Origin of the sequence: Geodermatophilus marinus, from assembly GCF_003428645.1 — a bacterium.
Lineage (GTDB): Bacteria > Actinomycetota > Actinomycetes > Mycobacteriales > Geodermatophilaceae > Geodermatophilus.
In genome coordinates this window covers 274,143-288,056 of record NZ_QVQH01000002.1, presented here as the reverse complement: position 1 = coordinate 288,056, position 13,914 = coordinate 274,143, and the positions used below count along the sequence as shown (strand labels likewise).

Sequence of the window (13,914 nt, the reverse complement as noted above, 5' to 3'; positions counted from 1 at the left end):
GTGGTCGTCAGTGGCCCTCGCCCTGCGGCGGCAGGGCGGCCACCAGCGGGTGGTCCTTGCCGATCTTCCCGGTCTTGGCGGCGCCGCCCGGGCTGCCCAGGTCGGAGAAGAACTCCACGTTGGCGTTGTAGAAGTCCTTCCACTTGTCCGGGACGTCGTCCTCGTAGTAGATGGCCTCCACCGGGCAGACCGGCTCGCAGGCACCGCAGTCGACGCACTCGTCGGGGTGGATGTAGAGCATCCGCTCACCCTCGTAGATGCAGTCGACCGGACACTCGTCGATGCACGCCTTGTCGAGGACGTCGACGCAGGCCTGGGTGATGACGTAGGTCACGGGCTTCCTCCGGGGCGGACGAGCGGCGCTCCCGGGGGCTCCCCGGGTGCGCAGGAACAGCGTTCAGTATGTCGTGCGACCGGGCTCCCGCGTGCGACGGGGGCGGGCCGGCTGCCCCCGTCGAGGGGCCCGGGCGGCACCGGCGAGGATCGCGGGCATGGGACAGAGCCGCAGCCCCCTCGGTGTCGCCGAGCTGGAGCGCGTCGCCGCGCGCGGCTGGCGCGGCACCGAGGAGGAGCCGCTGGGCGACTGGGTGTTGCGTGCCGGGGGCGGGTTCACCGGACGGGCCAACTCCGCCCTCGTCGTCGGCGACCCCGGGGTGCCGCTGCCGGAGGCTGTCGCGGCGGTGGCCGCCTGGTACACCGCACGGGACCTGCGGCCCACCGCACAGCTGCCGGGTGTGGCGTCGCGGGCGGCGGACGCGGCGTGCGCCGCCGCGGGCTGGGAGCGGGACGAGGACGTCCTGGTGCTCACCGCCCCGGTGACCGCGCCCCCGGCGGACGACGCGGTCGCCGTCGACCTCTCCCCCGTGCCCGACGAGGCCTGGCTCGCCGGGTACCGGCACCGCGGGCGCCCGCTGCCCGCCACCGCGCGGTCGGTCCTCACCAACGCCGACGAGGTCGCCTTCGCCTCGGTCCGGCGGGACCCGGAGCCGGCGCCGCTGGCCGCCGTCGGCCGCGGGGTGGTCACCGGCGACTGGCTGGGGGTGGCCGCGGTGACCGTCGAGGAGGCGCACCGCCGGCAGGGCCTGGCCACCGCGGTGATGGCCGCGCTGCTGCGCTGAGGGGCGCAGCGCGGCGCCCGGTGGGTCTACCTGCAGGTGACGGCGTCCAACGCGCCGGCCCGGGCGCTGTACCGGCAGGCCGGGTTCATCGAGCACCACCGCTACCACTACCGGCTGGCCCCGGGCTGACCCGGGGCGCGGCGAGCACCCGGCCCACGGCGAACGCCGCCGCCACGACGCCCAGCAGCAGGAAGGCGAGGTTGACCACCCCGGCCACCCCGTCCCCGGTGACGACGAGGTCCCCCTCCGGCCGGCGGGTGCTCGCCGCCAGGGCGACGGCCAGCCAGACCAGCGCCGGGAGGACGGCGGCCGCGCGGGAGCCGGTCAGCCGCGCCGCCAGCGGGACCAGCAGCAGGTTCCCGGCCACCGCCGCGGCCACCGAGACCGGGACCGGCACCGCGCCGATGCGCAGGGGCAGCCAGAAGACCTCGACGAGGGCCAGCCAGGTGGCCAGGACGACGACGAGCAGCCCGCCGGCGACCCGCGCCGCCGCCCTCATCCGGGTAGGCCGGCGAACAGGTCGTCCTCCCAGCCGTTCGACCCCCGGCCGGCCGGGCCGCGCTCGCCCCGCACCAGGCGGTAGTGCTCGACACCGAGCACCTCCTGGCCGAGGTTGTTGGACAGCGCGAAGAACGGCCCGTCGACGGTGATCTGGGTGGCGTGCGCGCGCATGGCGGCGTCCTTGCGGCCTGCGTGGGCCCGGCCGTCGACGGCGGCGGTGACCACCTCGTCGGGGACGGCGAAGGGCACCTGGTCGATGTCGCCGAGCGAGTCGAACGGCGACTCCTCGCCGAGCGCGGCCATCGCCTCGACCCCCTCCCGCACCACCGAGCGGGGCATGCAGCACCAGTAGACCTTGGCGACGTCCCACGCCTCGCCGAGGTCGGGCCGGTAGGCCGGGTCGGCCGCCCGCTCGACCGCGGCCATCGCGACCCGGTGCGCCTGGATGTGGTCGGGGTGGCCGTAGCCGCCCTGCTCGTCGTAGGTGACGAGGACCTGGGGGCGCCGCTCCCGGACCACGGCGACGGCGTGCGCGACCGCCTCGTCGAGGTCGGCGCGCCAGAACGCGCGGGGCTTGTCGTTGGCCGGGGTCCCCATCATCCCGGAGTCCCGGTACCGCCCGGGCCCGCCGAGGAAGCGCCAGTCGGTGACGCCGAGCGCCTCCATCGCCGCCCGCAGCTCGGCGATCCGGTACCCGCCGAGCTGGTCGGCGTGCTCGGGGCCGAGCAGCTCCAGCTCGGGCACGAGCACCTCGCCCTCCTCGCCGAGGGTGCAGGTGAGCAGGGTGACCTGCACACCCTCGGCGACGTAGCGCGCCATGGTCGCGCCGTTGTTGATCGTCTCGTCGTCGGGGTGGGCGTGCACGAGCAGCAGGCGGCGGTCGGCGGTCACGGTGGGCCATTCTCCCCGGCCCCCCGAGAACGGGTGCCCTGCACCCCGCCGCCGCGTCGATCACGGGGTTGTTCCACGCGACACGGGCCGACACGCCGGGGATCCCTGCGGGATCCCCATGATCACGGCGGGTCCGGCCGGGAACACCTCACTCCGCGTCGACGGGGACGACCTCGCGGGCCTCGGCGAAGTGGCAGGACGACGGGTGCCCCTGGCCGCGGTCGACCAGCGCCGGCGGCTCCTGGGCGCAGATGTCCTGGGCCTTCCAGCAGCGGGTCCGGAACCGGCAGCCCGAGGGCGGGTCGGCCGGGCTGGGGACGTCGCCCTGGAGCAGGATGCGGTCCTTCTGCCCCCGCAGGTGCGGCTCGTGCAGCGGCACCGAGGAGAGCAGCGCCTGCGTGTAGGGGTGCGAGGGCGACCCGTACACCTGCTCGTCGGTGCCCTCCTCGACGATGCTGCCGAGGTACATGACCGCCACCCGGTCGGAGATGTGCCGGACGACGGACAGGTCGTGGGCGATGAACAGGTAGGAGAGCCCGAACTCCTCCTGCAGGTCCTCGAGCAGGTTGACCACCTGGGCCTGGACGGAGACGTCGAGGGCCGACACCGGCTCGTCGCAGACGATGATCTCCGGGCGCAGCGCCAGGGCGCGGGCGATCCCGATCCGCTGCCGCTGCCCGCCGGAGAACTGGTGCGGGTAGCGGTTGACGTAGTCGGGGTTGAGGCCGACCCGGTCGAGCAGCTCCTGGGTCCGCTGCAGGCGGCCCTTCTTGGGCGCCACGTCGTCGTGCACCGACCAGCCCTCGGCCACGATGTCGCCCACGGTCATCCGCGGGTTCAGCGAGGCGTACGGGTCCTGGAAGATGATCTGCACCTCGCGGCGGTACTCCTTGAGGGCCTTGCCGGAGAGCCCGGTGACGTCGCGGCCCTTGTAGACGATCGAGCCGGCGGTGGGCTTCTCCAGCGCGACGATCAGCTTCGACACCGTCGACTTGCCGCACCCGGACTCGCCGACCAGGCCCACCGTCTCCCCGCGCCGCAGGGTGAGGTTCACGCCGTCCACGGCGCGGACGTGCCCGATGGTGCGCTTGAAGACGACGCCCTGGGTCAGCGGGAAGTGCTTCTGCAGGTCCCGGATCTCCAGCAGCGCGTCACCGGCGGGCGGGGCGGAGGGGCGCCGGCCCCCCTTCGAGAGCGGGGCCCCCCCGGACGGGGACGCCGCGGTGCTCCCGGAGCTGTCGTCAGGCACCGAGGACCTCCTCGCTGTAGTGGCAGGCCGCCTCGCGGCCGGGCACGACCAGCCGCAGCGGCGGGACATCGGTGTCGCACACCCGGCCCGGCAGGGCGTCGGCCTCGAGCCGGCGGCGCGCGCAGCGGGGGTGGAAGGGGCAGCCGGGCGGGATCGCGGCCAGGTTCGGCGGCTGCCCGATGATGGGCAGCAGCCGGCCGCCCTTGTGCTCGACCTGCGGCACCGAGCTCATCAGGCCGTCGGTGTAGGGGTGCGCCGGGTTGTTGAAGACGTCGTCGACCGTGCCCCGCTCGACGATGCGCCCGGCGTACATGACGGCGACGTTGTCGGCGACCTCGTTGACCACGCCGAGGTCGTGGGTGATGAGGATCAGGCCCATGCCGGTGTCGCGCTGGAGGTCCTTGAGCAGGTCCATCACCTGGGCCTGCACCGTGACGTCGAGGGCGGTGGTCGGCTCGTCGGCGATGAGGACGCGCGGGTCGAGGGCGATGGCCATCGCGATCATGACCCGCTGGCGCATGCCCCCCGAGAACTGGTGCGGGTAGTCGTTCACCCGCGCGCGGGCCCCGGGGATGCGCACCCGGTCCATCAGCTCGATGGCGTGCTGCTTGGCCTCCTTGCGGGAGGTGCCGCGGTGCGCGCGGAACATCTCCCCGATCTGGAAGCCGACGCTGTAGACCGGGTTCAGCGAGGACAGGGCGTCCTGGAAGATCATCGAGATGCCCGGCCCGCGGACCTTGCGCTGCTCGTCCTCCGGCATCGTCAGCAGGTCGCGGCCCTGGAAGAAGATGCCGCCGCCGGTGATCCGCGCCGGCGGGGAGTCGAGGATCCCCATGATCGCCTGGGCGGACACGGACTTCCCGGACCCGGACTCGCCGAGGATGGCCAGGGTCTCGCCCTCGGCCAGGGAGTAGCTGACCCCGTTGACCGCGTTCACCACGCCGCCGCGGGTCCGGAACTCGACGTGCAGGTCGTCGACCTCCAGCACGGGGGTGCCGGTGGGGTCGGGCGCGGGGGCCGGCTCGGACAGGTCGGGGCGGGTCATGCGCGCTGCCTCGGGTCGAGGGCGTCGCGCAGGGCGTCACCCAGCATCACGAACGCCATCACGGTCAGGGTCAGGGCGAGGCTGGGGAAGAGCACCAGGTGCGGCGACACGCGCAGCAGGTTCTGCCCGGCGTCGATCTGCAGGCCCCAGGAGATCGCCGGCCGCTGCAGGCCCACGCCGAGGTAGGTCAGCGTGGCCTCCGCGGCGATGAGCACGCCGATGGTGATCGTCGTGTACACCAGCACCGGCGCGACCGCGTTCGGCAGGATGTGCCGGACCAGGATGCGCCCGTTGGACGCCCCCATGGCCCGGGCCGCCGCGACGTAGTCCGAGCTCTTCACCGCGATGACCTGGGACCGGACCAGCCGCATCGCGGTCATCCAGCCGAAGGCGGCCAGCGCGATCGCGACCGCCACGACCCCGCGGCCGAGGGTGCCGCTGCGCAGGACGACCAGCGCTCCGAGCACGAGCGGCAGGGCGTAGAAGATGTCGGTGATGCGGGAGAGCAGGCTGTCGACACCGCCGCCGAAGAACCCGGCGACCGCCCCGACGAGGATCCCCATCACGAGGACCACCGCCACGGCCAGCAGGCCGATGATCAGCGAGTTCCGCGCGCCGTAGACGACGTTGGCGAGGTAGTCGCAGCCCTGCTGGTCGAACCCGAACCAGTGCTCGGCCGACGGCTTGCCCTGGCTGTTGGCCAGGCTGCAGTCCCGCGGGTCGGCGCCCCGGGCGAACAGCGACGGGAACAGCGCCATCACCACGAACCCCAGGGCGAGCAACGAGCCGATCCAGAACAGCGGGTTGCGCTTGAGCTCGCCCCAGGCGTCGCTCCACAGGCTGTTCTGCCGGGCGTCGGTGACGTCGACGTCCGGCTCGTCCAGCCCGGTCTGCGTGCCGGCCTGGACCTCGTCGTGGCGCAGGTCGGCCTGCTGCTGGTCGACGGCGGTGCCCCGCCGGTTCCGGTCAGTCATAGCGGATCCTCGGGTCGAGGACGGCGTAGAGCACGTCGACCACCAGGTTGAAGAAGATGAAGAAGAAGACGAAGAGCGTGACGATGCCGACCACGACCGCGCCCTCCTGTGCCCGGATCGCGTCGTAGACCGCCCGCCCGAGGCCCGGCAGGTTGAACACCGACTCGGTGACGATCGCCCCGCCCATGAGCGTGCCGATGTCGGCGCCGATGAACGTGACCACCGGGATGAGGCTGTTGCGCAGCGTGTGGCGGACGATGACCGTCCGCTTCGGCAGGCCCTTGGCCCGCGCCGTCCGCACGTAGTCCCCGCGCAGGTTCTCCGCCACGCTGGTGCGGGTCAGCCGGGCCACGTAGGCCAGCGAGCCGGCGGCGAGCACCATGCCCGGGAGCAGGTAGCTGTACCAGCCGTCCCCGATCCCGGCGATGGGGAACCAGCCGAACTGCAGGCCGAAGACGAACTGCGCCACGAAGGCGAGCACCAGGATCGGGATGGAGACGATGATCGTGCTGCTGACCAGCACGAGGTTGTCCAGGAAACCGTTGCGGCGGATCCCGGCCAGGACCCCGGCGATGATCCCGATGACCGCCTCGATGGCGATCGCGACCACGGTCAGCCGGACGGTGACCGGCAGCCGCTGCTCGATCGTGTCGAGCACCTCGCGGCCGCGGAAGTCGGTGCCGAAGTCGCCCTGGACCAGGTCGCCGAGGTACTTGACGTACTGGATGACGAACGGGTCGTTGAGGTTGAACTCCTCGCGGAGCTCGGCCTGCACGGCCGGGGAGAGCGGGCGGTCACCGCCGAGCGCGCGGATGGGGTCGCCGGGCAGGGCGTACACCAGCGCGAAGATCAGGAAGGAGGCGCCGATCAGGACCGGGATGGTGAGCAAGAGGCGGCGCGCGACGTAGCGGCCCATGTCCCCCCTCGGGTGTGTGCGCCGGCCCGGGTCGGGGGCGCCGGTTCCATCGTGCTCTGTCGAGGGCACACGCGCCGCCGGGGGCGACCGTCCTGGCGTGGACGGCGCCCCCGGCGGGTGGTGCGGTGCCTACAGGGTCAGCCGACGACCTGCACGTCCGCGACGCGGACGCGGCCGAAGGCGTCGATGATGACGTTGTCGACGTTCTCCGAGTGCGCACCCTGGTTCAGCCGGTAGAACAGCGGCGCGGCCGGGAAGTCCTCGAGGAGGATGTCCTCGGCGTTCTGGTACGCCTCGATGGCCGCGTCGTTCGACTCGGCGGAGTTGCCTTCTGCGATCGCCTGGTCGAACTCCGGGTTGCTGTAGAAGGTCACGTTCGACCCGGCCGGCGGGATGGCGGCGGTGGAGTACAGCGGGCCGAGGAAGTTCTCGGCGACCGGGTAGTCCATGATCCAGCCGGACCGGAACGGGCCGGTCATGCCCTGGGCGTCCTGCAGCGGCAGGTACTCGGAGAAGTCCAGGTTGCCCTGCAGGTTGTAGTCGACGCCGAGGTTCTCCCGGATCTGGTTGCCGATGGCCTCCATCCAGGCGTCGTGGCCGGCGCCGGCGTTGAACCACAGGTCGACCGGCTGGCTGCGGTCGAAGCCGGCCTCGTCGAGCAGCCGGTTGGCCTCCTCGGCGTTCAGCTCGCAGACCTGGCAGGCGTCCTCGCGGAAGCCGTCGACGACCGGGCTGATGTAGGAGGTCGCCGGGGTGCGGGTGCCGTTGAAGATGGCGTCGCTGATCGCCTGCCGGTCGATCGCCATCGAGAACGCCTTGCGCACGTTCGGGTCGGCGAAGCGCTGGTCGTAGGTCGGGAAGCCCAGCGAGGTGATGTCGCCCTGCGCGGTCTCGAGGTACCGGTCGCCGAACTCCCCCTCCGCCGAGGCGATGACCTCCGGCGGCAGCTGGTCGACGATGTCGACGTTGCCGGCCTGCAGGTCGGTGTAGGCGGTGTTCTGCTCGGTGTAGATGCGGTACTCGACCGAGTCGGCGTTGCCCTCGGTCTCGCCGGCGTAGTCATCGTAGCGGGTCAGGGTGATGCCCTGACCGGGGACGAGGGCCTCCTCGGCCTGGAACGGGCCGTTGCCGATCGGCTGCTCGCCGAAGCCCTCCGGGTCCTCGAAGAACGCCTCGGGCAGCGGGGCGAACGCGGTGTACCCGGTGGTGGTCGGCCACTGCGCGTACGGCGAGGTGAGCTCGACCTCGAAGGTCCGGTCGTCGATGACGCGCAGGCCCGACATCTCGGTGGCGGCCGGCTCACCGGTGACGTTGCCGGCGTCGTCGGTCGGCGCCTGCAGCTGGTCGTAGCCCGCGATGTTCGAGAAGAAGTACGAGTTGCCCTGCGCGTTCGGGCTGTAGGCGGTGTAGTTCCACGCGTCGACGAACGACTGCGCGGTGACCGGCGTCCCGTCGTGGAAGGTCCAGCCCTCCTTGAGGTTGACCGTCCAGGTCTGCTGGTCCTCGGACTCGATCGACTCGGCGACCCCGGTGAAGACCGCCTCGTTGGTCTCCACGTCGTACTGGACCAGCCGGGTGAACAGCGAGTCGACGATCTGGCCACCCTCGGTCTCGTTGGTGTTGCCGGGGACCAGCGGGTTCTCCGGCTCACCGATGTAGACGCTGAAGGACCCGCCGTCGCCCCCGGCCGCGCCGGTGCCGCCGTCGTCGTCCCCGCCACCACAGGCGGACAGCACCATCGCGCCGGACAGGCCGGTCGCGACGAGCACCGCAGAACGCTTGCTCAACCTCACGTGCAATGCCTCCCTCGTCCCGCGGTGCGGGGGGAATGGTCTCGATTCCCCGGGGCCGGCCGCGCGGCCGGGCCGGCGGGATCGTGCGGACAGGTACCGGTCGGTCGGTACGTCGGGAAAACCTAGGCGCGTAGCGCACCGGCCGCCACGACCGACACCGAGTTGTGACCTCTGCTCACCGTCTCACACCGTGGAATCGTGCTTGCGGGCGGAGGGATGCTCCCACTCGGGAGGAGTTGCGGCCCGCGTCCGGTCCGGCCGCAAGGAGTCCGCCCCCTCGCGGTGCGCGCCACAGGGTCCACAGCGCCGGTTCAGCGGGCTCGGTCTGCGGGCTGGTCAGCGGCGCCCGTCGAGCAGCCCCCGGACCGCCGGCAGCAGGGGCCGGTCGGCGGGGATCCAGTCGAGGTCGTCGAGGTCGGCGGCGCCGACCCAGCGCAGCTCGGCGTGCTCGCGGGCGGTCGGGACCGCTCCCCCGGCGGCGGTGGCCGCCCACAGGCGCAGCGTGGACCCCCCGGGCGCTCCCCCGGCGACGACCCCGTCGAGCACCACCTCGCCGAGGAAGGCGCCGGGCACCACGGTGAGCCCGAGCTCCTCCTCGAGCTCGCGCACCAGCCCGGCGCGCTCGTCCTCGCCCGGTTCGACCTTGCCGCCGGGGAACTCCCAGCAGCCGTCGTAGAGGCCGCCGGAGCGCTGGGCGACGAGCACGCGGTCGCCGTCCACCAGGGCCGCGCCGACCACCTGGACGACGTCGCGCGCCCGCCGGGCGGCCACCGCGGCGTAGGCGCCCAGCCGCGCGGGCGCGACCCGGCCCAGCCGGCGGCCCCGCACCCGGTCGGTGACCCGGCCGAGGACGCCGGGCAGCCGGCCGGCCCACTCGAGCTCCTCCTCTACCCGCGTCCCGGCGTCGGTGGCGGCGAACCGGCGGGTGCGCCGCAGGCCGCCACGGGCGTGCACCACCCGGTCCGGGCGCACCGCCTCGACCTCCTCCAGCGGGGGCGACCAGGAGCCGTCGGGGCCACGGGCGACGTCGAAGGCCACCGTCAGCGGCGCCTCCACCAGGGTGGTGAACCGCAGTCGTGGCACCCGCCCAGGGTCGCAGACCGGGCAGGATGGGCCCGTGCGCATCACCGCCCGGGTCGACTACGCCGTCCGCGCGGCCGTGGAACTGGCGGCGGCCGCGCCCGGCGCGCTCACCTGCGACCGGATCGCGACCGCCCAGCAGATCCCCTCGCGCTTCCTGCAGTCCATCCTCGGCGACCTCCAGCACGCCCGGCTGGTCACCAGCCAGCGCGGCCGCGAGGGCGGCTACCGGCTGGCCCTGCCGCCCGAGGAGGTCTCGATCGCCCGGGTGATGCGGGTGGAGCAGGGCTTCCTCGCCGAGGTGCACGGCCAGCGCCCCGAGGACGTCGAGTACCCGGGCAGCGCCGGGCCGCTCGCCTCGGTGTGGGTCGCCGCCCGGGAGGCCTACCGGCGGGTGCTCGAGGAGGTGACCCTGGCCGACGTGGTGGCCGGGGAGCTGCCGGGCGCGGCGGCCGAGCTGGCCGCGCTCGAGGAGGCGTGGCGCTCCTTCTCCGCCGACCTGCCGCGCTGACCCGCCCGGCGGGACGCCCGACCGCCCGCCACCGGGGGCGGCTGGGCCAGGATGGCGGCATGAGCGCGCCGCACCGGGGTGTCACCGTGTTCCTCACCGGCCTGTCCGGGGCCGGGAAGTCGACGATCGCCGACGCGCTGATCGCCGGGCTGGAGGCCGAGGGCCGGCCGGTGACGGTCCTCGACGGCGACGTCGTCCGCACCCACCTCTCCAGCGAGCTGACCTTCTCCCGGGAGCACCGCGACCTCAACATCCGCCGGATCGGCTTCGTCGCCGGCGAGGTGGTCAAGCACGGGGGGACGGTGGTCGTCGCGGCCATCGCCCCCTACGAGGCCGCCCGCGAGGAGGCCCGGGAGCTCGTCGAGCGGCACGGCCGGTTCGTGCTCGTGCACCTGGCCACCCCGCTGGAGGTCTGCGAGGAGCGCGACGTCAAGGGGCTGTACGCCCGGGCCCGCGCCGGGGAGATCCCGGTCTTCACGGGGGTGAGCGACCCCTACGAGCCCCCGGTGCGCCCCGAGCTGGTGATCGACACGTCGGTGACCCCGCTGGCGCGGTCGGTGGCCCTCGTCCGCGCCGCGATGGAGGGCGACGGGGCCCCGCCCCGGGCCCGCGGCGAGGCCGGTGCCCCGGCCCGCTGATCCCCGGTCGTGTGCGACCATGGCCGGGTGACCGGTCGTGGCGTGCTGCTCGTCGAGCGCCGTCACATCGACCTCGCGCTGGTGAGCAGCGCGGTCTGTCGCCCGGAGCGCTGACACCGGTCCCCGCGCGCAGCGTCCGCTGCGCCCCCTCGATCCGGCAGCGCCCTCGTGCCCGGGTGCGGTCCCGGCGGAGGGGCGCAGGAAGAAGACGACGTGACCACCCCCCGCACCAGCAACCGGCCGCAGCGTCGCGACACAGCACAGCGCGGCCAGGGCCAGTGGGCGCTCGGCTACCGCGAGCCGCTCAACCCGAACGAGCGGATGAAGAAGGACTCCGACGGCCTCGAGGTCCGCCAGCGGATCCTCGACATCTACCAGCACACCGGATTCGACGGCATCGACCCCTCCGACCTGCGCGGGCGGATGCGCTGGATGGGCCTCTACACCCAGCGCGCCCAGGGCATCCCCGGCGGCAAGACCGCCGTGCTGGAGCCCGAGGAGCTCGAGGACTCCTACTTCATGCTGCGCGTGCGCATCGACGGCGGGCAGCTCACGGCTGCGCAGCTGCGCGTCATCGGCGGCATCAGCACCGGGTTCGGCCGGGACGTCGCCGACGTCACCGACCGCCAGAACGTGCAGCTGCACTGGATCCGCATCGAGGACGTGCCCGAGATCTGGCGGCGGCTCGAGGCGGTCGGCCTCTCCACGATGGAGGCCTGCGGCGACACCCCGCGCGTGATGCTCAACTGCCCGCTGGCCGGCGTCCTCGAGGACGAGGTCGTCGACGCGACCGACGTGGTCGCCGAGACGGTGGCCAGGTACGTCGGCAGCCCGGAGTTCAGCAACCTGCCGCGCAAGTGGAAGACGTCGATGTCCGGGTGCGCCGACCACTGCACCGGGCACGAGATCAACGACGTCTCCTTCGTCGGGGTCCTCGACGACTACGGCACGCCGGGCTACGACCTGTGGGTCGGCGGCGGGCTGTCGACCAACCCCAAGCTGGCCCAGCGGATCGGCGTATTCGTCCGGCCCGAGGAGGTCACCGAGGTCTGGGCCGCCTGCACGGCGGTCTTCCGCGACTACGGCTACCGCCGGCAGCGCAACCACGCCCGGATCAAGTTCCTCATGGCCGACTGGGGCCCCGAGCGGTTCCGCCAGGTGCTCGAGGACGAGTACCTGCACCGGCAGCTGCCCGACGGCCCCGCGCCCGCGCCGCCGAGGCACGACCAGCGCGACCACGTCGGCGTCATGCGGCAGAAGGACGGCCGCAACGCCGTCGGCTTCGCCCTGCGCACCGGCCGCATCAGCGGCACGCTGCTGGCCCGCGTGGCCGACCTGGCCGAGGAGTACGGCGAGGGCCGCATCCGGACGACGGCCCAGCAGAAGCTCGTCGTCCTCGACGTCCCCGACGACCGGGTGGAGGGCCTCGTCGCCGCCCTCGCCGAGCACGACCTGCAGGTCCGGCCCTCGGCCTTCCGCCGCGGGACCATGGCCTGCACGGGCCTGGAGTTCTGCAAGCTGGCCATCGTCGAGACCAAGGGCCACGCGCAGGACCTGTACACCGAGCTGGAGAAGCGGCTGCCGGACTTCGACGAGCCCGTCTCGATCAACGTCAACGGCTGCCCCAACAGCTGCGCCCGCTTCCAGACCGCCGACATCGGGTTCAAGGGCTCGATGGTCCGCGACGACTCCGGCGAGATGGTCGAGGGCTTCCAGGTGCACCTGGGCGGGCACCTCGGCATCGAGGCCGCGTTCGGCCGGAAGTTCCGCGGCCACAAGGTGACCAAGGCCGAGACGGCCGACTACTGCGAGCGGGTGCTGCGCGGCTACCTCGAGCGCCGGGAGCCGGGCGAGCGGTTCGCCGCCTACGTCGCCCGGGCCGAGGAAGCGTGGCTCGTGTGACCGAGGACACCCCCTCGGGCCGGACGCGGCAGCTGCCGCTCTTCTGTTGCCCGTACTGCGGGGACGAGGAGCTCACCCCGCACGGGGACCGGGGCGAGTGGCACTGCGCCGCCTGCCTGCGGACCTTCACCGTCCGGCTGACCGGGACAGGAGTGCAGCACCCATGACGACCGCCGTGGCGCCGACCCCCGAGCTGGCCGCCGAGGCCGACGCCCGTTTCGAGGGCATCGCCGACCCGGTGGAGCAGGCCCTGGCGGTGCTGCGCTGGGCCGGGGAGACCTTCGGCGAGGGCTTCGCGATCACGTCGTCCATGGCCGACGGGCTGCTGGCGCACCTGGCCTCGCGCGCCGTCGCGGGCGTGCACGTCGTCTTCCTGGACACCGGCTACCACTTCGCCGAGACGATCGGCACCCGCGACTGGATCAGCGGTGTCCTGCCGATCACGCTGGTGAACGCGACCCCGGAGCGGACGGTCGCCGAGCAGGACGCCGAGCACGGCCCGCGGCTGCACGACCGGGACCCGGACCTGTGCTGCGCGCTGCGCAAGGTGCAGCCGCTGGCCCGGGCGCTGGCCGGGTACGTGGCCTGGGGCTCCGGGGTGCGCCGCGACGAGTCGCCGACGCGGGCCGGCACCCGCCTGGTGGACTGGGACGCCGGGCGCGGCATGGTGAAGGTCAACCCGATCGCCGCCTGGACCCAGGACGACGTGGACGCCTACCTGGCCGAGCACCAGGTGCCGGTCAACCCGCTGCACGAGGTCGGCTACGCCTCGATCGGCTGCGCGCCGTGCACCCGGCCGGTGGCCCCGGGCGAGGACCCCCGGGCCGGGCGCTGGGCCGGGCGCGGCAAGACCGAGTGCGGCCTGCACGCCTGACAGGACCTCCGGAAGGACCTCGCGGTGGGGCCCGGGGACGAGGCCGGCGCCGCGGACCCCTGGGACGAGGCCGTCGAACCCCCTGGGGCGAGGCCGTCCGGGGCGGCACACTGACGCCATGGCCCGACCGCCGCGCCTGTCCCCCGACGAGCTCTCCGCCGCCCTCGCCGGGCTGCCGCTCTGGTCGGGCGACGGGGACGGGATCCGGCGCTCGATCGAGCTCCCCGGCTTCCCGGACGCCGTCGCCGCCCTGGTCCGGATCGCCTTCGTCGCCGAGCAGCTGGACCACCACCCCGACGCCGACCTGCGCTGGCGGACCCTGCACCTCTCGCTGGTCAGCCACTCGGCCGGCGGGGTGAGCGAGCTGGACCTGGAGCTGGCCCGCCGCATCGACGGGCTCTTCCCCGCCTGAACCCGACGAC

General features: G+C 73.5%; 15 protein-coding genes and 1 pseudogene. 7 read left to right on the top strand and 9 right to left on the bottom strand.

Annotated elements, in window-relative coordinates:
* Positions 1 to 7: 7 nt before the first annotated feature.
* A complete protein-coding gene (gene fdxA / locus D0Z06_RS03750) occupies positions 8 to 334 on the bottom strand; it encodes a ferredoxin (RefSeq protein ID WP_117376009.1) in 327 nt (108 codons plus the stop codon).
* Positions 335 to 491: 157 nt separating this feature from the next.
* Here fdxA and D0Z06_RS03745 point away from each other — a divergent pair.
* Positions 492 to 1,247, top strand: a pseudogene (locus D0Z06_RS03745) (GNAT family N-acetyltransferase).
* On the opposite strand, the gene D0Z06_RS03740 reads toward D0Z06_RS03745, so the two are convergent.
* The 8 genes from D0Z06_RS03740 to D0Z06_RS03705 all read right to left on the bottom strand — a co-directional run bounded on the left by D0Z06_RS03740 (position 1,204) and on the right by D0Z06_RS03705 (position 9,570).
* On the bottom strand, positions 1,204 to 1,617 hold the full coding sequence (locus D0Z06_RS03740) for a hypothetical protein (protein WP_117376008.1): 414 nt from the start codon (positions 1,615 to 1,617) through the stop codon (positions 1,204 to 1,206). The pseudogene D0Z06_RS03745 and the gene D0Z06_RS03740 overlap by 44 nt on opposite strands.
* On the bottom strand, positions 1,614 to 2,510 hold the full coding sequence (gene mshB, locus D0Z06_RS03735) for an N-acetyl-1-D-myo-inositol-2-amino-2-deoxy-alpha-D-glucopyranoside deacetylase (protein ID WP_117376007.1): 897 nt from the start codon (positions 2,508 to 2,510) through the stop codon (positions 1,614 to 1,616). The genes D0Z06_RS03740 and mshB overlap by 4 nt, the downstream gene beginning before the upstream one ends.
* Positions 2,511 to 2,658: 148 nt before the next feature.
* Positions 2,659 to 3,759, bottom strand: a complete 1,101-nt coding sequence (locus D0Z06_RS03730; protein WP_304999743.1) for an ABC transporter ATP-binding protein — start codon at positions 3,757 to 3,759, stop codon at positions 2,659 to 2,661.
* Positions 3,752 to 4,804 (bottom strand): ABC transporter ATP-binding protein, encoded by a 1,053-nt coding sequence (locus D0Z06_RS03725; RefSeq protein ID WP_117376006.1) that lies wholly within the window; start codon positions 4,802 to 4,804, stop codon positions 3,752 to 3,754. Before D0Z06_RS03725 ends, D0Z06_RS03730 begins: the two co-directional genes overlap by 8 nt.
* Complete coding sequence (locus D0Z06_RS03720) at positions 4,801 to 5,778, bottom strand: ABC transporter permease (RefSeq protein ID WP_117376005.1); 978 nt, start codon at positions 5,776 to 5,778, stop codon at positions 4,801 to 4,803. The genes D0Z06_RS03725 and D0Z06_RS03720 overlap by 4 nt, the downstream gene beginning before the upstream one ends.
* Positions 5,771 to 6,694: an ABC transporter permease gene (locus tag D0Z06_RS03715; protein WP_117376004.1), complete on the bottom strand. Its 924-nt coding sequence runs from the start codon at positions 6,692 to 6,694 to the stop codon at positions 5,771 to 5,773. The genes D0Z06_RS03720 and D0Z06_RS03715 overlap by 8 nt, the downstream gene beginning before the upstream one ends.
* Positions 6,695 to 6,831: 137 nt before the next feature.
* Positions 6,832 to 8,487, bottom strand: a complete 1,656-nt coding sequence (locus tag D0Z06_RS03710) for a peptide ABC transporter substrate-binding protein (protein ID WP_199522109.1) — start codon at positions 8,485 to 8,487, stop codon at positions 6,832 to 6,834.
* 336 nt (positions 8,488 to 8,823) lie between these two features.
* Complete coding sequence (locus D0Z06_RS03705; protein ID WP_199522108.1) at positions 8,824 to 9,570, bottom strand: (deoxy)nucleoside triphosphate pyrophosphohydrolase; 747 nt, start codon at positions 9,568 to 9,570, stop codon at positions 8,824 to 8,826.
* 34 nt (positions 9,571 to 9,604) lie between these two features.
* On the opposite strand from D0Z06_RS03705, the gene D0Z06_RS03700 reads away from it, so the two are divergent.
* From D0Z06_RS03700 to D0Z06_RS03675, 6 genes are all read left to right on the top strand, one after another.
* Positions 9,605 to 10,078: an RrF2 family transcriptional regulator gene (locus D0Z06_RS03700; RefSeq protein WP_117376003.1), complete on the top strand. Its 474-nt coding sequence runs from the start codon at positions 9,605 to 9,607 to the stop codon at positions 10,076 to 10,078.
* Between the two features lie 59 nt (positions 10,079 to 10,137).
* The gene (gene cysC / locus D0Z06_RS03695; protein WP_117376002.1) at positions 10,138 to 10,716 is read left to right on the top strand and encodes an adenylyl-sulfate kinase; all 579 of its coding nucleotides are present in this window, start codon (positions 10,138 to 10,140) and stop codon (positions 10,714 to 10,716) included.
* Positions 10,717 to 10,929: 213 nt separating this feature from the next.
* On the top strand, positions 10,930 to 12,618 hold the full coding sequence (locus D0Z06_RS03690; protein ID WP_199522107.1) for a nitrite/sulfite reductase: 1,689 nt from the start codon (positions 10,930 to 10,932) through the stop codon (positions 12,616 to 12,618).
* Positions 12,615 to 12,785, top strand: coding sequence for an Insertion element protein (locus D0Z06_RS03685; RefSeq protein WP_117376001.1), 171 nt, complete (start codon positions 12,615 to 12,617; stop codon positions 12,783 to 12,785). Before D0Z06_RS03690 ends, D0Z06_RS03685 begins: the two co-directional genes overlap by 4 nt.
* A complete protein-coding gene (locus D0Z06_RS03680; RefSeq protein WP_117376000.1) occupies positions 12,782 to 13,492 on the top strand; it encodes a phosphoadenylyl-sulfate reductase in 711 nt (236 codons plus the stop codon). Before D0Z06_RS03685 ends, D0Z06_RS03680 begins: the two co-directional genes overlap by 4 nt.
* Positions 13,493 to 13,610: 118 nt before the next feature.
* Positions 13,611 to 13,904 carry a 4a-hydroxytetrahydrobiopterin dehydratase gene (locus tag D0Z06_RS03675; RefSeq protein WP_117375999.1) on the top strand — a complete coding sequence of 98 codons (294 nt, stop codon included), beginning with the start codon at positions 13,611 to 13,613 and terminating at the stop codon, positions 13,902 to 13,904.
* The last annotated feature ends 10 nt before the right edge of the window (positions 13,905 to 13,914 follow it).